Below are 22602 nucleotides of genomic sequence, written 5' to 3' on the forward strand. Positions count from 1 at the left end.
TCTTATAAAAAAAGGAAATTTTGATAAGGATGTTGAATTTACTATAGTAGCCTAGCTATAGTATTTGAAAAAATAATGTTTACTTAAAATAGAGTTAGACTATGCTCCAAACATGATAATATATTTAGGATGTTCATAGCTAAAAGAGGAGGTAATTTCATGTTAGAATTTGATGTGGATATGGAACAATTTGCGCAGATAAAAGTTGTTGGAGTCGGCGGCGGCGGAAACAATGCTGTTAATAGAATGATTGAGTCCCAATTAAAAGGTGTGCAATTTATTGCTGTAAATACAGATAAGCAAGCTCTTTTTACTTCAAAAGCAGAGTATAAAATCCAAATAGGGGACAAGCTTACTAAGGGATTAGGAGCTGGAGCAAATCCTGATATTGGTAGAAAAGCTGCTGAGGAAAGTAAAGAGGAGATATATCAAGCATTACAAGGTGCTGATATGGTTTTTGTAACTGCTGGTATGGGAGGCGGTACAGGAACAGGTGCGGCTCCAGTAGTAGCTCAAATAGCAAAAGAAATGGGTATATTAACTGTAGGTGTTGTGACTAAGCCATTTACTTTTGAAGGTAAAAGAAGAATGCAGCACGCAGAAAAGGGAACAAAGGATTTAAAGGATAAGGTTGACACTTTGGTAACTATTCCTAATGATAGATTATTACAGGTGGCAGAAAAGAAAACTTCCATAATGGATGCTTTTAAAATTGCAGATGATGTACTAAAACAAGGTGTACAAGGTATATCTGACTTAATCGCAGTTCCTGGTCTTGTGAACCTAGACTTTGCAGATGTTAAGACTATCATGTTTGAACAGGGCTTAGCTCATATGGGTGTTGGACGAGTTAGTGGAGAAAATAGAGCAGTTGAAGCAGCTAAGCAAGCTATTCAAAGTCCTCTTCTTGAGACTTCAATTCAAGGTGCTAAGGGTGTACTTTTAAATATTACAGGTGGAGGAAGCTTAGGATTATTTGAAGTTAACGAGGCAGCTGAATTAGTTTCTCAAGCGGCAGATCCAGATGCAAATATTATATTTGGTGCTGTGATTGATGAAAGTTTAAAGGATGAACTTGTAATTACTGTTATAGCTACTGGATTTGATAATGAGAAAAATCCAATGCCTAAAACTTCTATCTTAACGAGAGAAGAAGGTAATGAGGATGTTAAAGAAGAGGTTAAAGTTGAGGAAACTCAAGTTGAAGATAACTTGGATATACCTACTTTTTTAAGAAGAAGAAGATAATATTAAGTTAATTAAAAATGTAACTAAAACATAAAGTTTTAGTTACATTTTTTTTGTCGTAAAATAACAGATTATAAGGGTAAATAACCCTTTTTCGACTACATAGAATGACAAGGTTTTAAAAAAAAATAATATATAATAGACATATCCTAAGGGACATGGGAATATTTTTTAAAAAGAGATTATGCTAAATGGGGGATTAGGTATGTATGAAGTATATGCTGAGTATCTTTTTTTAGAAAATTTACTTATGAATTGGATTATATTACATTTAACGGCACATTTTAGCAAATTTGAAGTGAGGAAATATAAAATATGGGTTGGAGCAATAGTTGGTGCTTTATATGCATTTGTATTTTTCTTTCCATCACTTAGTTTTATGTACTCCATGATAATGAAGATAGTTATTTCTATCTTAATAGTTGTACTTACTTTCATGCCATATAAGTTTATTGATTTTTTAAAACTAGTGGGTATTTTTTATTTAATATCCTTTATGTTTGGAGGGGCCGCATTTGCATTATTCTATTTTACTGGATTTGAAGGTATAGTTAGTAATGGTATATTCTATATTGGAAATTTTACAACAAAATTATTAATATACTCTGGTATTGTATCTTATATCCTAATTAAATTTTGTTGGGAGCATGTACAAGAAAAAATTTCTAGGGAAAAACTATACATTCCAGTTTCAATAGAAGTGGAAAATCATAAAAGTAGCGTAAAGGCATTAGTAGATACGGGAAATTCATTGGAAGATCCTCTATCAAAATATCCTGTAATAGTAGTAGAGTACAGTGCCATAAAAGATTTAATTCCAAATGATATAAAAGATATGTTGACTAATAATAATATTAGTTATGATGTATTTCTAAAAATAGGTAATGACTCTAATTGGAATAGTAGAATTAGGGTAATTCCATTTAATTCATTGGGAAAGGAAAATGGAATGCTAATAGGCTTTAGGCCAGATATGGTAAATGTGGAAGGTAAGAAACATATTAAAAATATTATAGTAGGAATATATACTAAAAGATTATCCAAAAATGGAGATTATAGTGCTTTACTACATCCAGATATTCTTAAGTAAATTTACATCAAATGGGAGGCGTTAAAGTGTTTAAAATAGTATCTAACATGAGGAGATTATATAAAAAGTTTATAATTAATATTAAGATTAAACTAGGAATATTTCAGATAAAAGATGTGTTTTATATTGGGGGGAGTGAAGCCCTTCCTCCACCACTGAAACCTCACGAAGAAATGGAACTATTGTCTAAGCTTAATGTGGACAGCAATTATGTTAGAACAGTTTTAATAGAGCGTAATTTAAGACTAGTAGTGTACATAGCTAGAAAATTTGAAAATACAGGTATAGGCGTAGAAGACCTAATTTCAATAGGAACTATAGGGCTTATAAAAGCTGTTAATACTTTTGATCCAGAGAAGAAAATTAAATTAGCCACATATGCTTCAAGGTGTATTGAAAATGAAATACTAATGTATTTGAGAAGAAATAGTAAAGCAAAGGCGGAGATATCCTTTGATGAGCCTTTAAACATTGATTGGGATGGTAACGAATTATTACTATCAGATATATTAGGAACGGAAAATGATATTATATATAAATTTTTAGAAGAAGAAGTAGATAAAGAACTATTAGACTTAGCTTTGACAAAGTTATCAAATAGGGAGAAAAAAATAATGGAACTTAGATTCGGCCTTAGAAATGGACAGGAAAAGACCCAAAAAGAAGTGGCGGATTTGTTAGGTATCTCTCAATCCTATATATCTAGATTGGAAAAGAGAATAATATTTAGATTGCAAAAAGAAATAAAGAAGATAACTTAATAGGTAAAAACAATAGGTAGGATACATTCCTACCTTTTTTCTATTTTTTGGATATAGGAAAGTGTATAAACATAAAATTAAGAGGCAATAATTTTATTAAGTAAGGGGGCAATAAAAGGTAGAAGCGGAGGAATAAGTAATGCATGTAAACAAAGTAGAGATTTGTGGTGTTAATACATCTAAACTTCCTGTGCTTACAAATAATGAAATGAAAAAATTATTTGGAAGAATTCACGCCGGAGATTTATCAGCTAGAGAAGAGTTTATAAGGGGAAATTTAAGACTAGTACTAAGTGTAATTCAAAGATTTAACAACAGAGGCGAGCATGTAGATGACTTATTTCAAGTAGGGTGTATAGGGTTAATAAAGGCAATTGACAATTTCGACTTGAGTCACAATGTAAGATTTTCCACTTATGCAGTACCAATGATAATAGGAGAGATAAGAAGATATTTAAGAGATAATAACTCTATAAGAGTAAGTAGATCATTGAGAGATACAGCATATAAAGCGCTTCAAGTTAGGGACCAATTGATAAATAAAAATGCTAAAGAACCTACTGTAACAGAAATAGCAAGGGTATTAGATATGCCAAGGGAAGATGTGGTATTTGCACTAGATGCAATCCAAGATCCCATATCTTTATTTGAACCTATATATCACGATAGTGGAGATGCCATATTTGTTATGGATCAAGTAAGTGATGAAAAAAGTGAAGATGAAATTTGGCTAGAAGGTATAGCATTGAGAGAGGCCCTTCGAAAACTAAATAACAGGGAGAAGCATATTTTAACATTGAGATTTTTCGAAGGTAGAACTCAGATGGAAGTTGCAGATGAAATAGGTATATCTCAAGCTCAAGTTTCAAGATTAGAAAAAACTGCTCTAAAGCATATGAAAAAATACATATAAATTAAAAGGGAAAGCATAATGGCTTTCCCTTTTAATTTAAAATGTAGTAATTTAATTTAAAGAGAAATAATATACTATTAATAATCAGTATTTGAATGAGTACATAATAAAGGGCATATTTGTTTTGAGTTTAGGAGGGATAAAAGGTGATAAGTACAGGTGAATTGAGAGAAAAGGAAATAATAAACGTGTCAGACGGTAAAAAATTAGGATTTGTATCAGATATAGAAATAAACTTAGAAAAGGGAAGAGTGGTATCTGTTATAGTTCCCACTGAAGGCAGGTTTTTAGGAATATTTGGTAAATATAATGAATATGTAATACCTTGGAGAGAAATAAATAAAATTGGAGTAGATGTAGTATTAGTTAATTCTAAAAGCGTGGTAGAAACTAATAAGGATAAGGTCGAGGAATATGAAGAGGAATATGAAGAAATGCCTGTGGAAAAGGAGATTTTTATTAAAAAAGAAGGAAATATATAGACATATAGGAAAAGAAATATTATAATTTGAGTAAAAGTAGATAAAATAGGGGGTGCACATATGAACTGCCCGTTTTGTGAGTGTTTTGATACAAAGGTTGTGGATTCACGACCTACTGAAGAAGGACAAGTAATAAGACGTAGAAGAGAATGCAGCAAATGTAAAAAGAGATTTACTACATATGAAAAAATAGAAGAGATTCCTTTGATAATAATTAAAAAAAATGGAAATAGGGAAGCCTATAATAGAAATAAAGTATTAAATGGTATAATAAGGGCTTGTGAGAAAAGGCCTGTATCCTTAAAGAATATTGAGAAAATAGTAGATAATATAGAAAGAAATCTTCACAATTCAATGGAAAAAGAAATAAAAAGTACATATGTAGGTGAATTAGTAATGAATGCCTTAAAGGAAATAGATGAGGTTGCCTATGTGAGATTTGCATCTGTATATAGACAATTTAGGGACATTAATACTTTTATGGAAGAATTAAAAAAGATGTTGGATGAAAAATAAAAATCATAAAATATATATAAATAATAGCAAGTTATATAACTTGCTATTATTTATATATATTTTTACCTTATTAAAAATTTCAAGTAAGGAGTTGATTAAGATGCCTTTTATATTAAAGGAAAGCACTAATGGTGCAAAATATTATGCTATAGATGAGTTTGATAAAACTAATATGGTAAAGACGTGCTTTACTACAAAGATGGGTGGGGTAAGTAATGGTGAATTTTCCACTTTAAACATGGGAACTAAGACCAATGATAAAAGGGAGAATATAATTAAAAACTATGAAATCATATGTGAGGCTCTAGGTATAAGGATGGAGAACTTAGTATTATCTGATCAAGTCCACAAAGATGAAATTAAAATCGTGCATATGGAGGATAAAGGTAAAGGCATTTTATGTGAAAGTGATATTAAGGAAATTGATGGATTAATAACGTCACAAAAGGATATTTGCTTAGTGACTCAGTATGCAGATTGTGTTCCTGTATATATATTTGATAAGAAAAATAAAGTAATATCTTTAGTACATTCTGGATGGCGAGGGACTGTAAAGAAAATAAGTAAAAAGGCAATTGAAATTATGAAAGATGTATATAATACAAATCCTTCAGACTGCATAGGAGCAATAGGGCCTTCTATAGGAGTTTGTTGCTATGAGGTAGACGAAAGGGTCATAGAAGAGTTTAAAAAACATTTTAATAATGTGGAGGATTTTGTGAAAAATAAGAAAAATGGAAAATATAATCTGGACCTATGGGAAGCAAATAAAAGTATATTAAAAGACACGGGTTTAAATGAAGAAAATATAATAGTTAGCCATGTATGTACCATGTGTAATGAAGAACTATTTTCATATAGAAGGGATAATGGAAATACGGGAAGAATGGCAGCAATGATGCAGTTACTGTGAAGGGAGACACAAAATGAAAAAAATATTAGTAGTAGATGACGAGGAATATATACGTGAACTTATAGAATTTAATTTAAAGAATAATGGCTATGAGGTGATTACTAGTGAAGATGGAGAGATGGCTATCAAAACGGCTAAAGAAGAAAAACCTGATTTAATAGTGCTAGATTTAATGTTACCCAAACTAAGTGGATTTGGCGTGTGTAAGGAGATCAGAGCCCATGAGGAAATAGGAAGTACACCTATTATAATGCTCACAGCTAAAAATGATGAGGGAAATAAAATTGAAGGTTTAGATGCAGGAGCTGATGATTATGTGACAAAGCCCTTTAGTGTGAAGGAATTGTTAGCTAGAGTAAGGGCTGTTTTAAGAAGATATGATAAAAATCATAAGAATAATAATGAAATAGCCATAAAAGATTTAACTATAAACTTAGATAGCCATGAAGTTAGAAGAAATGAAAAAAATATAGATCTAACTAATAAGGAGTTTGAACTATTAAAAGTATTAATTGAGAATAAAGGAAAGGTTCTTAATAGAAATTTTTTATTAGACCATGTATGGGGATATGATTATTTTGGAGATTCAAGAACTGTAGATGTTCATATAAGATATTTAAGAAAAAAAATAGAAGATACTAATAATGAATTTATAGAAACTGTAAGAGGAGTAGGATATAAATTAAGATAGGGTGATTTAATGAAGAAAAAAATATTGATAGTATATGGTACACTCATGATAATTGGTATTATGCTTACAGGTTTTTTGGCTTTTAGTTTAATTAAAACTAATTACACCATGAAAATTGAAGAACAATTAGTAAGTAATGGAGAACTTATAAATGAATTTATTAGTGAAAAATTAGAAAGTGGTTCTATGGATTATATGGAATTTGATAAATATGCTATGAAATATGCTATGAAGTCAAAAGTGAGAGTAACTTTTATAGATAAAAATGGGAAAGTTCTGGGTGACTCGGAGGTTAGTGAAGACCTAGTAGATCTTATGGAAAATCATATGTATAGATCAGAGGTTCAAAAGGCTTTAAAAGGTTATATAGGAAAGGATATAAGAACTAGTAGCACCACTAATGTGGAATATATTTATGTGGCAATTCCCTTAAAAGTCCATAATGAAATATATGGTGTAACCCGAGTGGCGTTCCCCCTTACAGAAATTAGAAAAATTAATTTGACTCTATTAAAATATATAATTTTATCTGTAATATGTGGGATTTTTTTAAGTTTGATAATTGGTTATAGATATGTGGACAATACTACTAAACCCATAAAGGAAATAACAGAAATATCAAGGAAGATTGCCAAGGAAAATTATAAAGGGAAAGTGGAAGTTCGTGGAGATGACGAAATAAGAATTTTAGCAGAAAATTTTAATATTATGGTGGAAAAATTAAATAATACAATAAATGAAACTAGGGATAAGAATATTAAATTAAAGTCCACTTTAAGTAGTATGAAGGCAGGTATATTTGCTGTTGATAAAGAATTAAATGTAATACTTGTAAATCATGCAGCAAAGGAATTTCTCGGTATAAAAGAGGAAAATGTGTATAAAAGACATATGGATGAAGTAGTACAGAATGAAGAATTAAAAGTCCTATTAAAAGATTTATTAATGGTGGGAGAGAGTACAGAAAAGAAGGTGGAAGTAAAATTATTAGAAAAAAGAATTTTAAAGATTTATACAAATCCAATAAAATTGGATTTAGACCCTAATAGGGTATTGGGAGTCATGGCCCTTGTTGAAGATATAACTGAAATCACAAGATTAGAAAATATGAGAAGTCAATTTGTGGCCAATGTTACTCATGAATTAAAGACTCCTCTCACATCTATAAGTGGATTTATAGAAACATTAAAATCTGGTGCTATTGATAATAAAAGTGTGAGAAGTAGATTTTTAGATATTATAGAAATAGAAACGGAGAGATTAAATAGACTTATAGACGATATACTTACCTTATCTGAGATAGAAAATAGAAGTTCAAATACTAGAAAAGAAGAAATAAATGTAAAATCCAGTATAGAAGAAGTGTTTTTCATAATGAAAAGAATAGGAGAAGAAAAGAATATAGAATGTGATCTTGAAATATCATCTTCCCTATCTAGTATATACGGAAACAGAGATTGGTTTAAACAAATGCTAATAAATTTAATAGGTAATGGAATAAAGTATACTAATGAAAATGGAAAAATATATATAAAAGTTTATGAAAAATATAATAAAATCATAATATCTGTTAAGGATACGGGAATAGGAATACCAAAAGAGGACATTCCAAGACTTTTTGAAAGGTTTTACAGGGTGGATAAGGCTAGAAGTAGGAAAGTTGGTGGAACGGGCTTAGGCTTAGCTATAGTAAAGCATATAATCCTATCCTTTAAAGGAAGTATTTCTATAAATAGTACCTTAGGTGAAGGTTCGGAGTTTGTTATTAAATTACCTATAAAAAAGATGCATAAGTAAACTTATGCATCTTTTTTTAATTAAAAATTTTAAAATGCAAATACTAAATAGAAGACATAAGATATTTAGTTAGGAGATGATTATGTGCATGACTTCATTGTATCTATGTTGCCTTCGTTTATGATGGGAATTTTGGCTAGAATATATATGATAAGAATAGATCAAAGGCAATATCCTAGTTACCCTCAAGGATTAATATCTCATTTTACTTTAGGAATTATAGCGGCTTTTTTAGGAGCTGTGGCATTACCTGCATTAGTAGAAAAGGAGTTTGGAGCTGTAACATTCTTAGCAGTAGCGGCTCAACAATTTAGGGATGTAAGGAGTATGGAGAGAGAAAGTTTGGATAATATAGAGCCTACTGAATTAGTTCAAAGGGGCACAGCATATATAGAGGATATTGCAAAGGCTTTTGAAGCTAGAAACTATATGGTTATACTAACATCTTTGTCAACTAGCTTGACCATATATTGTGTGAAAATTATTTATTCAAATATATATGTAGAGTTTATTGTGGGCATATGTGTAGGAACAATAGTCATGCTATTTTTAAAATTCCTGTTAATGAGACAATCCATAAGACAAATAGGAGAAGTGAGAAGTGCTAAAATGGTATTTGATGGGCCCATATTATTAGTAGACGATGTAGTTATAACTAATGTGGGATTAGATGCTACAAAGGATTTTTATTTAAAGTATGGATTGGCTGCAGAGATAATTCCTAGAGACGAAGATGCCATTGAAACTTTGGCTAATGTGGGACAAAGCCAAACTATACTTCATAATATATATGTGCAACTTGGTATAAAAAGGGATTCGGACGATGTTGAATACGCTCCTTTTGCTAAAAGAAATTTAGAAACGGGAAGTATGATAATCATATGTATACCATTAATTAAAGATGAGAAACTTCTTTTAGAGAGTATACAAGGAACGCCTATTTTAGAGACTGCTAAAAGAAAAACCTTATATAGAAATAGTTTTAAAAAAATGTCTTAGGAGGGATTGAAATTGGATATAGGTATAAAAGATTCAATAGTGGCTATAGTTACTACAGATAGAAATTCCATTTCTAATTATTGTTCTGTTCCTATATTTTATGCAGATACTAAGGAACAAAAGGAAAGTCTAGCTGTGAACTTATCTAAAATTACCATGTCAGCAATTCATGATTTAGAAAATGGTTGTTTTGTGTTAATAAGGCATTAAATACTTGACTAACATAAGATTTCCAATTATAGTGTATATATGTTTTTTTTATGATATAATTTTTAAGGTAAATTTATTTGATAAAGGGTGTACTCAATAATGGAAGTAAATGTAGAAAAATTTAAAAATATAATATTAGATGTGGAAAAGGGCAGTATTGGAGAAGAATTAGGTATAGAGCCAGGAGATATATTGCTTAAAGTCAATAATGTAGAAATAAGAGATATAATTGAATATATGTTCTTAATTTCTGACGAATACATAGAGATGGAAATTCAAAAAAGAAATGGTGAAATTGAAGTCCATAGTATAGAAAAGGATTATGATGAGGAAATGGGGATAACATTTGAAAATCCCATCATAGATAAGGCTAAGAGTTGTAAAAATAAATGTATTTTTTGTTTTATAGATCAGCTACCACCTAATATGAGAAAGACATTGTACTTTAAGGATGATGATTCTAGATTGTCTTTTTTACAGGGAAACTTCATAACCCTTACTAATATGGGTGATGAAGACATAGAAAAGATAATAAAATATAGAATTAGTCCTATAAATGTGTCAATCCATACGACAAATCCAGATATAAGGATGGAAATGTTAAATAATAAAACAGCTTGTAATGTATATGAGAGATTACAAAAATTAGCAGAAGCTCAGATTACTATAAATGGACAGATTGTTCTGTGTCCTAATGTGAATGATAAAGAAAACTTAGATAAAACTATTAAGGATTTATATAATCTTTATCCAAGTGTACAAAGTATTGCTATTGTTCCTGTAGGTATTACTAAATATAGAAAAAATCTTTATCCTCTAGAAATATTTAATAAAGAAAGTGCAAAGGAAACTATTGAACAAATTAAAAGGTGGCAAGATAAATTTTTAAAAGAAAAAGGTATTAGATTTGTTCATTTGTCAGATGAATTTTACATTATAGGAAATGAGGAGTTTCCACCGTATGATGATTATGAAGGTTTTCCCCAAATAGAAAACGGGGTAGGACTTATGGTTAAATTAAAGGATGAATTTGAAAAATATTTAGATTCTTTAGATGGGGATACTAATCATAAGACAATAAGTATTGCAACAGGTAAATCTGCCAAAAAATTTATAGATGATTTGGCTAGTAAAGTAAATAAAAAATATCCTAATATTCATATAAATGTATATGAAATAAAGAATAATTTCTTCGGAGAAACTATAACGGTGTCAGGCCTTATAACTGCCACTGATATAGTCGAACAGCTAAAAGGTAAAATATTAGGAGAGAGTCTTTTAATAACTGAGAGTATGCTAAGGACTGATACGGATGTATTCTTAGATGATTTAACAATAAGTGATGTGGAAAAATTATTAAAGGTAAAAGTTAAAGTAACAAAAAATAATGGAAAAGACTTTATAGAAAATATAATAAATTAAAGTTTGTGGAGGTGCAGAAGGTGGCAAAACCAGTTGTGGCAATTGTTGGAAGACCAAATGTAGGAAAATCTACTTTCTTCAATAGAATAGCAGGAAAGAGAATATCCATAGTAGAAGATACTCCTGGAGTAACTAGAGATAGAATATATGCAGATGCTGAATGGTTAAATCATAAATTCACTTTAATAGATACGGGTGGAATGGAACCTGACTCTAAGGATATAATATTATCACAAATGAGAAATCAGGTTTATATGGCTCTAGATACGGCAGATGTAATCTTGTTTATAGTAGATGGAAGAACGGGATTAGTAGCACAAGATGAAGAAGTAGCTAATATTTTACGAAGAACGGGTAAACCTGTTATATTGGTGGTGAATAAAGTTGATAATAGAGACTTACCAGATTCTTTTTATGATTTTTACCAATTAGGAATGGGAGAGCCCTTTGCAATTTCGTCTACCAATGCCCTAGGATTAGGAGATTTATTAGATGAAGCAGTAGCTAACTTCCCAAAGGATAAGGATTTAGACTATGATGATGATCAAATAAAGGTAGCAGTTATAGGAAAACCTAATGCTGGAAAATCTTCTATAATAAACAAAATATTAGGAGAAGAGAGAGTAATAGTTAGTGATATAGCAGGAACCACTAGAGATGCTATAGATACGCCATTTACCCATGGTGATGACGAATATGTATTAATAGATACGGCAGGGATAAGAAGAAAGAGTAAAGTAAATGAGAACATAGAAAAATATAGTGTTATAAGGGCCCTGAGTGCCATTGAAAGGGCTGATGTATGCTTAACTATGATAGATGCTACTGAAGGGGTAACAGAGCAGGACAAAAAGGTTGCAGGGTATGCCCATGAAGAAGGAAAAGGTAGCATTATAGTAGTAAACAAGTGGGATCTAGTGGAAAAAGACACTCACACTATGTCTGAATTTACTAAAATGATTAGAAGTGAGTTAGCTTTTATGAGTTATGCACCAATAATATTTGTATCAGCTCTTACGGGACAAAGAATAAATAAATTATTAGAACTAATTAAGTTTGTATCTAATCAACATAGTATGAGGATACCTACAGGAAGATTAAATGATGTAATAAATGAGGCAATACTATTGAATCAACCTCCTTCTGACAAGGGAAAGAGATTAAGAATTTATTATGCAACTCAAGCTTCTGTTAGACCACCTAAGATAGTAATATTTATAAATGACAAGGAACTTGCTCATTTTTCATATTCAAGGTATTTGGAAAACAAAATCAGAGAAACCTTTGGATTCGAAGGAACACCTATTAGTATCTTATATAGGGAAAGAGATAGCAAATACTAGGGGGAGTATTTATGAAAAAGATAAATGTTGGTGTAATTGGAGCTGGGAGCTGGGGAACTGCACTAGCCATATCTCTAGCTAAAAAGGGTCATAGAGTAAATCTATGGGCAAGAGAGGAAACTCTATTTAATAAAATTAAAAAAAGTAGAGAAAACATAAAGTACTTGCCTGGAGTGTTATTACCAGAAAATATTAAATTATATAATAATATAGATGATACTGTAAAGGATATGGATCTAATATTAGTAGCAGTACCATCTCAGGCCGTTAGAAATGTATTGGAATTATGTAAAAAGAATATTAAAGAAGAAGCTGTAATAGTGAATGTGGCAAAGGGATTAGAAAAGAACACCTTACTTAGAATATCTCAAGTGGTAGAGGAAATTCTTCCTAAGAATGAATATTGTGTTTTATCAGGGCCATCCCATGCAGAAGAAGTATCTAGAGACATGCCAACTACATTGGTTGCTGCTGCCTATTCTAAAGAATGTGCTGAATTTGTACAAGATGTATTTATTACTCCAAAACTAAGAGTATATACTAACCCAGATGTGGTAGGTGTAGAACTAGGAGGAGCTCTTAAGAATGTAATTGCCTTAGGAGCAGGTATATCAGATGGTCTTGGATATGGAGATAATGCAAAAGCGGCACTGATGACTAGGGGAATAAGAGAAATTTCAAGATTAGGTCAAGTTATGGGAGCTAGCACAAACACTTTTGCAGGCCTTACTGGAATTGGAGATTTAATTGTAACTTGTACCAGTATGCATAGTAGGAATAGAAGATGTGGTATAAAGCTAGGCGAAGGGATGAAAGTGGATGAGGCTGTGGATTCTATAGGTATGGTAGTAGAAGGTATAACCACTACTAATGTGGCTTACAATTTATCTAAAAAGTATAATGTGGATATGCCTATAACAACAGAAATATATAGAATATTAAATGAAGAAAGAGATGTAAAAGAAGCTGTAGTAGATTTAATGATGAGAAGTAAGACCCATGAAATTGAAGAAGTTGCAAATGATGTTCAGTGGAAAGATAGCTAGTTAATAGCTATCTTTTTTTATGTGAAAAAAATTCTTAAAACCCACTCTTAAAAGTAATAATAAATTTTTTTAGACATATATATATACTGTTAGTATGTCTAATTTATATAGGGAACAATTATAATGGGAGGGGGAAAATAATGGAAAACTTTGATATATATAGAGACATTGCAGAAAGAACGCAAGGAGATATATATATAGGTGTGGTAGGTCCTGTAAGAACTGGAAAATCTACCTTTATAAAAAGATTTATGGACCTAATGGTTATACCTAATATTGAAAATGCCCATATGAGAGAGCGTGCCAAGGATGAGCTTCCTCAAAGTGGTGCAGGAAGAACTATAATGACTACTGAACCAAAATTCGTTCCTAATGAAGCTGTACAACTTAGCATAGATGAAAATGCTAATGTTAAAGTTAGATTAGTTGATTGTGTTGGGTATTTAGTAGATGGTGCTATTGGTTATGAAGAAGAGGGAAAACCTAGAATGGTAAAAACTCCATGGTATGATAAGGAGATTCCTTTTGCAGAGGCAGCAGAAATAGGAACTAAAAAAGTTATAACAGACCATTCAACTATAGGTTTAGTAATATTAACTGATGGAACTGTTACTGATATTGATAGAAATAAATATATACAGGCAGAAAATCGAGTAATGGAAGAATTAAAATCATTAAATAAACCATTTGTCATTGTACTTAACTCTTTAAATCCACATGGTGAAATGGCACTAGAACTGAAGGAGCAGTTAGAGGAAAAATACAAAGTTCCAGTAGTAGTTGCAGACTGTGCTAAGATGGACATGGCACATATTAATGAGATTCTTAAAAACGTACTATTTGAGTTTCCTATTAGAGAGATTAATATATCACTTCCAGGATGGATGGATGGGTTAGATTCAGATCATTGGGTTAAAAAAGATATTATGAAGCTAGTGAGAGATTGGAGTAATGATGTTAGAAACATTAATGATATTAAGAATAACATGGATGGATTTAAAGATGTAGATATAATATCAGAAGCCCTACTTAATAATATACAATTAGGTAAAGGGGTTACAAATATAGATATGAAGGCAAAAGAGGGAATGTTCTATTCTGTTTTAGAAGAAATAACAGGACATAAAATAGATGGAGATCATGAACTTTTAGGATTAATAACAGAATTTTCTAGAGCTAAAAGGGAATTTGATAGGGTAGAGACGGCTCTTAATGATGTACGTGAAACTGGTTATGGACTAGTACCTCCAAGCTTAAAGGAGTTAGAACTAGAAGAACCTGAAATATTCAAACATGGAAATAGATTTGGAGTTAAATTAAGAGCAAATGCACCATCACTTCATATTATTAGAGCTGATATTGCCACAGAAGTATCACCTATTGTAGGAACAGAGAAACAAAGTGAAGAATTAGTTAAGTATTTACTAGATGAATTTGAATCTGATCCTACTAAAATTTGGGAAACTAATATGTTTGGAAAATCATTACATGATATGGTAAAAGAACAATTACAACATAAACTATATACCATGCCTGATGATGCTAGAAGTAAAATGCAAAAGACTCTACAAAAAATTATTAATGATGGTAATAATGGATTGATATGTATAATTCTTTAAAGATTGTAAAATAATAAATTTAATGTTATTATAGTTATATATTTCTGGGTGTAGCGCAGCTTGGTAGCGCGCTAGAATGGGGTTCTAGAGGCCCTGGGTTCAAATCCCAGCACTCAGACCATGAAAAAGGCTACTTGTTTTTTAAGTAGCCTCATTTTTTTACTTTATAGGAGATTATATAAACTCCTATAAAGTAAAAAAATGAAAGGGGTGTGGGGGAAGAATTCCCCTGCCTCTTTAAAGGAGGGTATTCAGATTGCGTTAGCAGACGCCTACGGGAACCATAGGGTTCCATAACGAATCATACGAAGTATGGTTTTTTTGTAGTTTATGAAGGAAAATCGTGCTCCTGTGCAGAAGTAATACTAGTGTGAGAGGAGGAATGAAACATTTCTAGGAAGCGTAAAAAAAATAATAAATTAAAATACTTTATATTTGCAATAATTATTTGTTATATTATTTTAAAAATATGGCCTTTGGTGTTTTATTCAAATGATACTGTTGTGGCTCAATATGGAAATCTACAAGTTATTGATCAGGTGGATGGATATATTCTAAGGGATGAAAAGATACTTAAGGCAAATTATGAGGGTGAAATCAAATATTTTGCGGAAGATGGACAAAAGGTTGAAAATGGGTATAAAGTATTAGAAATTCAAAAGGATAAAGTTGAAGATGAGACTCGCAAAAAGTTAGAAATTATAAATCAAAGAATAAATAACTTAGAAAATAAAAAATTTTTTAAGACTGATATAGATAAATTAAATAAGGAAATAAATAATATAATAGAGGAGATACAAGAGAGTTCTAAAAATAATAATGTGGAAAAAATAGTAGACTTAAAAAAAGAACTTAAAATAAAATTAGATAAGAAGAACATAATAGCAGGAGATAAAAGTTTTTATAATAAAAATATTGATATGTTGAAAAAGGAACAAGAAGAGTTGAAGATTAAAATAGACAATGATATTCAAGTAATGAAAAGTCCCGTATCTGGATTGATAAGCTATTATATTGATGGTTTAGAAGATATATTTACTCTTAATAATATGGCAACAATAGATTTAGAAAAGGTAAAAGAGGCTAACTATGATGTAACAAATTTAAGAGAATCGAAAAATGCGATAATTAACCAGCCACTATATAAAGTTGTAAATAATACCACCTGGTATCTAGTTGCTGAAGTAGATAATAATAAAATTGACAAATATAAAGAAGGAAGAAGAATAAAGATAAAAATTTCTGATAGTCAAGTGGAAGGGAAGATATATAGAATTATAAAAAATGAGGACAAGTTCATTGTCATATTTAAAATAAATCAATATATGGAGAATTTCCATAAAATTAGACAGACTAAAGCTGAAATATCTGTAATTGATTATGAGGGATTAAAAATACCAAAGGACTCCTTAATAAAAAAGGATGGTCTTGTAGGTGTATATGTATTAGATGTAAATAGATATGCAGTATTTAAAGAGATAAGCATAGTAGGTTATGATGACGAGTTTGTAATAATAAAGAGTAATTTCTTTTATAAAAAAGTGAATGAAGAAATAAAGACAATAAAAACTGTAAAATTATATGATGAAGTTGTGAGAAATGGAGATAGAATAAGAGAAGGGCAAATTATATACTAATTATTTGAAGGAGGATACGCATGAGTATAAAAGAAAATATAGACCATGTTAGAAGCGAAATTGATGAAATTTGTAAGAAGGTAGATAGAGATTCGAATGAAGTGACTTTGATTGCAGTAACAAAAACTATTGACACGGCCAGAATTGGACAAGCTTTAAATGAAAATATTAAGGATGTTGGAGAAAACAAAGTTCAAGAAATTATGAATAAGTATGAAGAGATTAAAGATGCTAAAATACATATGATAGGTCACCTACAGACAAACAAAGTTAAATATATAATTGATAAGGTCTCATTAATTCATTCTCTAGACAGGGTGAGTTTGGCAAAAGAAATTAATAAGAGGGCTAAACAACATAATATAATCATGGATACATTAGTACAGGTTAATGTGGCTAATGAGGAAACAAAATTTGGGTTAAAGGTAGAAGCGGTTGAAAGTTTTTTAGAAGAAATAAAACATATGGAAAATATAAGGGTAGTAGGACTTATGACTATAGCCCCATATGAAGAAGATTCAGAAAATGTAAGAATATATTTTAAGGGATTAAAAAAGATATTTGAAGAACTTAAAGGAAAAGATTATTCAAATGTGAATATGAAATATTTGTCTATGGGAATGACAAATGATTATAAAGTAGCAATAGAAGAAGGTGCTAACTTTATAAGGATAGGAACTGGAATTTTTGGACTAAGAAATTATGATAAATAAGGAGGACGAAAATGGGTGGTAAGTTTGTAGATAAGGTGAAATACTTCATGGGATTAGATGATTATGATGAGGATGAGGAAATTATGGATACACCTGTAGAAGTGGAAGAAGAGGTAAAAACTATAAACAATGCTAAGAAAGTGCTTAATATACATACTAACTCTCAAATGAAAGTTATGGTATGTGAACCGGTTGAATTTGAGGAATGCCCTAAAATAGTTGATAATTTAAAAAATAGAAAACCTGTAATAATAAACTTAGAAAAATTAGATAATGATTTGGCAAAAAAAATATTTGATTTTTTAAATGGTGCCGTATATGCAGTTGATGGCAATATTCAAAAAATTTCTAAGGGGATTTTTATATTAGCTCCTAACAATGTGGATATAGGTGGAAATATAAGTGAAGAATTTAAAAATAAAGGTATTTTCCCATGGCAAAAATAATAATTTGGTGGTGAAAGAATGTACATATTAAAAGTATCAATTAATTATTTTTTTAGAGTAATAGAATATTTAGTTATTGCAAGGATACTATTATCTTGGATAAGTAATAATCCCTATGGAGGTGTGCATAGGTTTCTGCATCAAGTGACAGAGCCCATATTGGCGCCATTTAGAGAGTTATCCTATAGAATAGGCATAGGAGGAGGTATGATAGACTTATCACCTATCTTTGCCATATTCTTTCTACAATTAGTAAATGGATTAATAAATAGCATATTATAGAAAGTGTGATAACTTGATAAATAGAGATAGATTTTTAACTCATATAAGAGATTCAGAAGACAGACAAACAATGACTAAAATATTAAATAAAGCACAAAAGAGTTTGAAAAATTATATAGTATGTGGAACTGAATTCTATAGTCCATATGAGATAAATATGGCCATACCTATAATTGAACAAATTCATGATTTGAATTACTTTATATATGGAGCATATGAAAATGCAGAGAGAAAAATTATTATTTTTTATCCATCCATATTTGAACTTACAAAGGAAGATTATCCTATAGGAATAATAAAAGTAGAGGGTAATTTTAACAAAAGTACCTTAAGCCATAGGGATTTTTTAGGAGCTATATTAGGTCTTGGCTTAAAAAGAGGAAAAATTGGAGATATTTTAATCAATGAAAATGAAGCCTTAATAATTGGATATAAAGAAATTAATGAGTTTATAAGGTTGAATTTAACAAAGATAGGAAGAAATAATATATCCATAGAACATGTGGACTTGGATTATAAAATAGAAAAAGAAGATAAATATAAAATGGTCACTTCAACTGTGGCTTCTTTAAGATTGGATAGTGTAGTGGCTACAGGATTTTCCATATCTAGAAGCATAGCTACTAAATTAATTAAAGGTGATAAGGTGAAGGTGAATTGGAAACTACAACCTCAGCCTTCAACACTAGTTTCTTCTGGAGATGTGATTTCTGTAAGAGGAAAAGGAAGAATTGAAGTTTTCCATGTTGGTGGAAAAACTAAAAAAGATAGATATAAAGTCCAAATTAAGAGAATGCTTTAGGGAGAGGATTTAATGATAACACCACTAGATATACAAAATAAAGAATTTAAAAAGTCTATGAGGGGATATAAAGAAAGTGAAGTAGATGAGTTTTTAGATGAAATCATTAATGATTATGAAAAACTATATAAGGATAATAAAGAATTAAATGATAAAATTGAAATGGTGCAAGAACAAATTAAAAAGTATGAAACTATAGAGAAAACTCTAAGGGATACATTAGTAGTAGCCCAAAGTACTGCAGAGGATGTTGGATCTAATGCAAGAAAACAAGCAGAGATTATAATACAAGAGGCGGAAGCTAAAGCTAAGAACATAATAGGTGAGGCTAATAATGAAGTTTTAAATATAAACAAGGAATATGAGCAAGCAAAACAACAACTAAATATATTTAAAACTAGATTTAAAACTTTACTAGAATCCCAACTAGAGACTATGGAAAAAATTACTGAAGAAATATAATAGGAGGCATAATATGAAAAAGTTTGGAATTATAGGAGCAATGGATGAAGAAACGATTATAATTAAGGAAAAAATGGAAGTGAAAAATAGTACTGAAATGGCAGGTATGACATTCCATGAAGGTATATTTTGTAATAAAGATGTGGTTTTAGTAAGATGCGGTATAGGAAAGGTTAATGCAGCCATTTGTACTCAAATATTAATTAGTAACTTCAAAGTAGATACTATAATAAATACAGGTGTAGCAGGGGCCGTAGACTCTGAACTTAATATTGGAGATGTGGTAATATCTAAGGATGTATTAGAACATGACTTTGATGTTACTAACTTTGGTGGATATAAGTTAGGACAAATTCCTAGAATGGATACATGGATATTTGGAGCTGATGAAAAACTTATAGAAGCAGCTACTAAGGCTAGAAATGACATGGAATATAAAACAAAAGTAGGAAGGGTTTTATCAGGAGATGTATTTGTGGCATGTAAAGATAAAAAGGCATTTTTATGGAATGAATTTGGAGGCCTTTGTACAGAAATGGAAGGTGCTTCAATAGGACATACATGCCATGTAAATAAGGTGCCATTTTTAGTAATAAGATCAATTTCAGATAAGGCAAATGGTGAAGCTACAGATAATTTTGGGGAATTTGTAAACAACGCAGCTAAAAATTCCATGAAAATGTTAGAAGGAATATTAAACTCATTATAGAAATAGAAAGAGTATGGCAAATGCCATGCTCTTTATTTAGTTTTTATGAAAATATGAGCAGTGTCTTTAAGAATTATAATTATAAAAATGATCTAAATGGAAATAATAAAATAGTAGAATATGTTAGGAGAACTTTTATGAAAGATGAACTTTTGGCCGAAATTAATGAAAAGGTCTCAAAGCTATCCAATGATATGGAAAAAGCAAAAATTGCAGAATATGTAGAGTTGATGGAAAATCCCAAAAGAATTTTATACTTAAACTTTATGATTGGATTAGCAAGGGGTCTTGGAACAGCCATAGGGTTAACAGTTTTAGCAGCTCTGACACTCTATATCTTGTATCAATTTGTGGATTTGCCATTAATAGGAAGCTACATAGCTAAATTAATAGAAATAATAGAAAACTATAAATAAGGAGCTAAAAATGGACAGAGATAAATTATCTTATTTTAAGAATAAACTCATGAAAGAAAAGGAAAATGCTATAAACACTGTAGAATTATCTAATAGAAATGAAAACAATGATGCCCTAAAGGATTATAATTATGAATTATCCTCCTATGATAATCATCCAGCAGACATGGGAACAGAAACCTTTCAAATGGAAATGAATATGTGTTTAAAAAATGATGAAAAACTGTATATAAGAGATATTGACAATGCATTAGAGAGAATAGAAAAGGGTACTTATGGAACTTGTTCCATGTGTAACAAACCTATTAAAGAAGAACGATTAGAATTTATGCCAACAGCCATAAACTGTATAAAATGCGAAAAAGAAGATGGGCTAGAGCTTAATGAAATTTTGCAAACGCGTCCTGTGGAAGAAGATGTATTAGGAGCACCCTTTGGTGAAAATTCTTTAGATAAGGCTAATTTTAATGGTTTTGATGGAGAAGATGCTCTTCAAGAAGTTAATAGAAACAACAAGACAAAGCATGAATCCCTAGACTGGTATGATAATAACTATGATAATACCATATCTGGAGTAGTGGAAGAAGTAGATAAAATAAGTGAATCATATTATGAAGAACAAAAGTGAAGCCTGTGCTTCACTTTTTTAAGTAAAGTAATTGAAATTGTGATATAATCAGAGAGACAGCATTTTAGGGGGGAGTTTATGAACTATATAATTATAGTAGGAATAATTTTAATAGACCAATTTACTAAATACTTAACTCAAGCAAATATGCATGTAAATGAGACAATACCAATTATCAATAATATATTTCATTTAACCTATGTGCAAAATCCAGGTGCGGCCTTTGGAATACTTAGAAATCAAAAGTGGTTTTTTGTAGTAGTGACTATTGTAGTTTTAGGTGGAGTATTTATATATTCTATTAAAAATAAGAACATGCATAAGCTCATGAGTGTAAGTTTAAGTTTAATAGTAGCTGGAGCTATAGGGAATTTCATAGATAGGGTAAGATTAGATTATGTAATTGATTATTTTGATTTTAGAATATGGCCCGTATTTAACATAGCAGATATTAGTATAGTTGTAGGAGCCATATTGTTATCCTATTATTTAATAAAGTATGATGAAGATTATTAGAAAGGAAGATGTATTTGGACCTAGAAATATTTAGTGTACAAAACGAAGATTCGAAAAAGAGATTGGATGCATATATTTCTTCTAAGTTAGAAAGTGAATCAAGAAATTATATTCAAAAGCTCATACAAGATGGAAATGTATCTGTAGGTGGAAAGGTGGAAACTTCTAAAAAATATAAGGTAAAAGAAGGAGATACAATAGAAATATCAATTCCAGAACCTGAAGTTTTAAAAGTAGAAGCCCAAGACATTCCCGTTGAAATAGTATATGAAGATGATCATATGGTGGTAGTAAATAAGCCTAGAAATATGGTAGTACATCCAGCACCAGGTCATAGGGATGGTACTTTAGTTAATGCCCTACTTTATCATTGCGAATACTTATCATCTATAAATGGTGTAATAAGGCCTGGAATTGTACATAGAATAGACAAGGATACTAGTGGACTTTTAATGGTGGCAAAGAATAATGTGGCCCATAATTTTTTAGCAGAACAATTAAAAGACCATTCTATAACAAGAAAATATATGGCAATAGTACATGGGAATATAAGGGAAGATAGAGGTACTATAGAGGCTCCAATAGGAAGACATCCTGTTGATAGATTAAAAAGATGGGTTGTAACTAAAAATAGTAAACATGCCATAACTCATTTTAAAGTAGTAGAAAGATTTGGTGATTATACTCTAATAGAGGCCCAGTTAGAAACAGGAAGAACTCACCAAATTAGAGTTCATATGGCCTATATTAAACATCCACTCATTGGAGATCCTTTATATGGAGTTAAAAAGGAAAAAATAAATATAGTAGGACAAGCATTACATGCTAAGACATTAGGATTTATACATCCTAAAACTAAGGAATATTTAGAATTTGATTCACATTTACCTGAATACTTTTCTCATATACTAGAAAAATTAAGAAATAGTAAAAAATAGAGG

General features: G+C 30.4%; 26 protein-coding genes and 1 tRNA gene. All 27 read left to right on the plus strand.

Annotated elements, in window-relative coordinates:
• Nucleotides 1-159 precede the first annotated feature (159 nt).
• A complete protein-coding gene (ftsZ, locus tag CCE28_RS13145; RefSeq protein ID WP_095134189.1) occupies nt 160-1248 on the plus strand; it encodes a cell division protein FtsZ in 1089 nt (362 codons plus the stop codon).
• Nucleotides 1249-1453: 205 nt separating this feature from the next.
• Nucleotides 1454-2338, plus strand: coding sequence for a sigma-E processing peptidase SpoIIGA (gene spoIIGA, locus CCE28_RS13150; protein WP_095134190.1), 885 nt, complete (start codon nt 1454-1456; stop codon nt 2336-2338).
• Nucleotides 2339-2385: 47 nt separating this feature from the next.
• Complete coding sequence (gene sigE, locus CCE28_RS13155; RefSeq protein ID WP_095134258.1) at nt 2386-3099, plus strand: RNA polymerase sporulation sigma factor SigE; 714 nt, start codon at nt 2386-2388, stop codon at nt 3097-3099.
• Nucleotides 3100-3238: 139 nt separating this feature from the next.
• The gene (gene sigG, locus CCE28_RS13160) at nt 3239-4012 is read left to right on the plus strand and encodes an RNA polymerase sporulation sigma factor SigG (RefSeq protein ID WP_095134191.1); all 774 of its coding nucleotides are present in this window, start codon (nt 3239-3241) and stop codon (nt 4010-4012) included.
• A gap of 146 nt (nt 4013-4158) precedes the next feature.
• A complete protein-coding gene (locus tag CCE28_RS13165; protein WP_095134192.1) occupies nt 4159-4494 on the plus strand; it encodes a YlmC/YmxH family sporulation protein in 336 nt (111 codons plus the stop codon).
• 60 nt (nt 4495-4554) lie between these two features.
• Nucleotides 4555-5010 carry a transcriptional regulator NrdR gene (nrdR, locus tag CCE28_RS13170; RefSeq protein WP_095134193.1) on the plus strand — a complete coding sequence of 152 codons (456 nt, stop codon included), beginning with the start codon at nt 4555-4557 and terminating at the stop codon, nt 5008-5010.
• A 100-nt stretch (nt 5011-5110) separates the two neighbouring features.
• On the plus strand, nt 5111-5923 hold the full coding sequence (pgeF, locus tag CCE28_RS13175) for a peptidoglycan editing factor PgeF (protein ID WP_095134194.1): 813 nt from the start codon (nt 5111-5113) through the stop codon (nt 5921-5923).
• Between the two features lie 13 nt (nt 5924-5936).
• Nucleotides 5937-6614 (plus strand): response regulator transcription factor, encoded by a 678-nt coding sequence (locus CCE28_RS13180; RefSeq protein WP_095134195.1) that lies wholly within the window; start codon nt 5937-5939, stop codon nt 6612-6614.
• A gap of 327 nt (nt 6615-6941) precedes the next feature.
• Nucleotides 6942-8411 carry a two-component system histidine kinase PnpS gene (gene pnpS / locus CCE28_RS13185; protein WP_408607032.1) on the plus strand — a complete coding sequence of 490 codons (1470 nt, stop codon included), beginning with the start codon at nt 6942-6944 and terminating at the stop codon, nt 8409-8411.
• 84 nt (nt 8412-8495) lie between these two features.
• Nucleotides 8496-9410: a YIEGIA family protein gene (locus CCE28_RS13190; protein WP_242972977.1), complete on the plus strand. Its 915-nt coding sequence runs from the start codon at nt 8496-8498 to the stop codon at nt 9408-9410.
• Between the two features lie 12 nt (nt 9411-9422).
• Entirely contained in the window at nt 9423-9620 is a 198-nt protein-coding gene (locus CCE28_RS13195) for a capping complex subunit for YIEGIA (RefSeq protein WP_095134197.1), read from the plus strand.
• A 99-nt stretch (nt 9621-9719) separates the two neighbouring features.
• Entirely contained in the window at nt 9720-11042 is a 1323-nt protein-coding gene (locus tag CCE28_RS13200; protein WP_095134198.1) for a DUF512 domain-containing protein, read from the plus strand.
• Between the two features lie 20 nt (nt 11043-11062).
• Entirely contained in the window at nt 11063-12385 is a 1323-nt protein-coding gene (gene der, locus CCE28_RS13205; RefSeq protein WP_095134199.1) for a ribosome biogenesis GTPase Der, read from the plus strand.
• Nucleotides 12386-12396: 11 nt separating this feature from the next.
• Nucleotides 12397-13431, plus strand: coding sequence for an NAD(P)H-dependent glycerol-3-phosphate dehydrogenase (locus tag CCE28_RS13210; protein WP_095134200.1), 1035 nt, complete (start codon nt 12397-12399; stop codon nt 13429-13431).
• 140 nt (nt 13432-13571) lie between these two features.
• Complete coding sequence (spoIVA, locus tag CCE28_RS13215; RefSeq protein WP_095134201.1) at nt 13572-15050, plus strand: stage IV sporulation protein A; 1479 nt, start codon at nt 13572-13574, stop codon at nt 15048-15050.
• 44 nt (nt 15051-15094) lie between these two features.
• A tRNA-Pro gene (locus CCE28_RS13220) sits at nt 15095-15171 on the plus strand.
• A 268-nt stretch (nt 15172-15439) separates the two neighbouring features.
• Nucleotides 15440-16687 (plus strand): HlyD family efflux transporter periplasmic adaptor subunit, encoded by a 1248-nt coding sequence (locus CCE28_RS13225; RefSeq protein ID WP_176461827.1) that lies wholly within the window; start codon nt 15440-15442, stop codon nt 16685-16687.
• A 20-nt stretch (nt 16688-16707) separates the two neighbouring features.
• Complete coding sequence (locus CCE28_RS13230) at nt 16708-17400, plus strand: YggS family pyridoxal phosphate-dependent enzyme (RefSeq protein ID WP_095134203.1); 693 nt, start codon at nt 16708-16710, stop codon at nt 17398-17400.
• Nucleotides 17401-17411: 11 nt separating this feature from the next.
• Nucleotides 17412-17846, plus strand: a complete 435-nt coding sequence (locus CCE28_RS13235; RefSeq protein WP_095134204.1) for a cell division protein SepF — start codon at nt 17412-17414, stop codon at nt 17844-17846.
• Nucleotides 17847-17864: 18 nt separating this feature from the next.
• Complete coding sequence (locus tag CCE28_RS13240; protein ID WP_095134205.1) at nt 17865-18128, plus strand: YggT family protein; 264 nt, start codon at nt 17865-17867, stop codon at nt 18126-18128.
• Nucleotides 18129-18141: 13 nt separating this feature from the next.
• Nucleotides 18142-18930, plus strand: coding sequence for a YlmH family RNA-binding protein (locus tag CCE28_RS13245; protein ID WP_095134206.1), 789 nt, complete (start codon nt 18142-18144; stop codon nt 18928-18930).
• A gap of 12 nt (nt 18931-18942) precedes the next feature.
• Nucleotides 18943-19392: a DivIVA domain-containing protein gene (locus CCE28_RS13250; protein WP_095134207.1), complete on the plus strand. Its 450-nt coding sequence runs from the start codon at nt 18943-18945 to the stop codon at nt 19390-19392.
• 13 nt (nt 19393-19405) lie between these two features.
• Complete coding sequence (locus CCE28_RS13255; RefSeq protein WP_095134208.1) at nt 19406-20101, plus strand: 5'-methylthioadenosine/adenosylhomocysteine nucleosidase; 696 nt, start codon at nt 19406-19408, stop codon at nt 20099-20101.
• Nucleotides 20102-20238: 137 nt separating this feature from the next.
• Nucleotides 20239-20517 carry a DUF5665 domain-containing protein gene (locus CCE28_RS13260; protein WP_095134260.1) on the plus strand — a complete coding sequence of 93 codons (279 nt, stop codon included), beginning with the start codon at nt 20239-20241 and terminating at the stop codon, nt 20515-20517.
• A gap of 10 nt (nt 20518-20527) precedes the next feature.
• Entirely contained in the window at nt 20528-21145 is a 618-nt protein-coding gene (locus CCE28_RS13265; RefSeq protein WP_095134209.1) for a TraR/DksA C4-type zinc finger protein, read from the plus strand.
• 78 nt (nt 21146-21223) lie between these two features.
• Nucleotides 21224-21661 (plus strand): signal peptidase II, encoded by a 438-nt coding sequence (gene lspA, locus CCE28_RS13270; RefSeq protein WP_095134210.1) that lies wholly within the window; start codon nt 21224-21226, stop codon nt 21659-21661.
• Nucleotides 21662-21669: 8 nt separating this feature from the next.
• On the plus strand, nt 21670-22599 hold the full coding sequence (locus CCE28_RS13275) for an RluA family pseudouridine synthase (RefSeq protein WP_095134211.1): 930 nt from the start codon (nt 21670-21672) through the stop codon (nt 22597-22599).
• Nucleotides 22600-22602 lie beyond the last annotated feature (3 nt).

It is taken from the genome of Anaeromicrobium sediminis (assembly GCF_002270055.1).
In the GTDB taxonomy this organism is placed as follows: Bacteria; Bacillota; Clostridia; order Peptostreptococcales; family Thermotaleaceae; genus Anaeromicrobium; species Anaeromicrobium sediminis.

Bases quoted from the DNA above. Each gene is read 5' to 3' on its own strand.
- ftsZ (WP_095134189.1), top strand. From the start codon at position 160: ATGTTAGAATTTGATGTGGATATGGAACAATTTGCGCAGATAAAAGTT.
- spoIIGA (WP_095134190.1), top strand. From the start codon at position 1,454: ATGTATGAAGTATATGCTGAGTATCTTTTTTTAGAAAATTTACTTATG.
- sigE (WP_095134258.1), top strand. From the start codon at position 2,386: ATGAGGAGATTATATAAAAAGTTTATAATTAATATTAAGATTAAACTA.
- sigG (WP_095134191.1), top strand. From the start codon at position 3,239: ATGCATGTAAACAAAGTAGAGATTTGTGGTGTTAATACATCTAAACTT.
- nrdR (WP_095134193.1), top strand. From the start codon at position 4,555: ATGAACTGCCCGTTTTGTGAGTGTTTTGATACAAAGGTTGTGGATTCA.
- pgeF (WP_095134194.1), top strand. From the start codon at position 5,111: ATGCCTTTTATATTAAAGGAAAGCACTAATGGTGCAAAATATTATGCT.
- CCE28_RS13180 (WP_095134195.1), top strand. From the start codon at position 5,937: ATGAAAAAAATATTAGTAGTAGATGACGAGGAATATATACGTGAACTT.
- pnpS (WP_408607032.1), top strand. From the start codon at position 6,942: ATGTATAGATCAGAGGTTCAAAAGGCTTTAAAAGGTTATATAGGAAAG.
- CCE28_RS13200 (WP_095134198.1), top strand. From the start codon at position 9,720: ATGGAAGTAAATGTAGAAAAATTTAAAAATATAATATTAGATGTGGAA.
- CCE28_RS13210 (WP_095134200.1), top strand. From the start codon at position 12,397: ATGAAAAAGATAAATGTTGGTGTAATTGGAGCTGGGAGCTGGGGAACT.
- spoIVA (WP_095134201.1), top strand. From the start codon at position 13,572: ATGGAAAACTTTGATATATATAGAGACATTGCAGAAAGAACGCAAGGA.
- CCE28_RS13230 (WP_095134203.1), top strand. From the start codon at position 16,708: ATGAGTATAAAAGAAAATATAGACCATGTTAGAAGCGAAATTGATGAA.
- CCE28_RS13235 (WP_095134204.1), top strand. From the start codon at position 17,412: ATGGGTGGTAAGTTTGTAGATAAGGTGAAATACTTCATGGGATTAGAT.
- CCE28_RS13240 (WP_095134205.1), top strand. From the start codon at position 17,865: ATGTACATATTAAAAGTATCAATTAATTATTTTTTTAGAGTAATAGAA.
- CCE28_RS13250 (WP_095134207.1), top strand. From the start codon at position 18,943: ATGATAACACCACTAGATATACAAAATAAAGAATTTAAAAAGTCTATG.
- CCE28_RS13255 (WP_095134208.1), top strand. From the start codon at position 19,406: ATGAAAAAGTTTGGAATTATAGGAGCAATGGATGAAGAAACGATTATA.
- CCE28_RS13260 (WP_095134260.1), top strand. From the start codon at position 20,239: ATGAAAGATGAACTTTTGGCCGAAATTAATGAAAAGGTCTCAAAGCTA.
- CCE28_RS13265 (WP_095134209.1), top strand. From the start codon at position 20,528: ATGGACAGAGATAAATTATCTTATTTTAAGAATAAACTCATGAAAGAA.
- lspA (WP_095134210.1), top strand. From the start codon at position 21,224: ATGAACTATATAATTATAGTAGGAATAATTTTAATAGACCAATTTACT.
- CCE28_RS13275 (WP_095134211.1), top strand. From the start codon at position 21,670: ATGTATTTGGACCTAGAAATATTTAGTGTACAAAACGAAGATTCGAAA.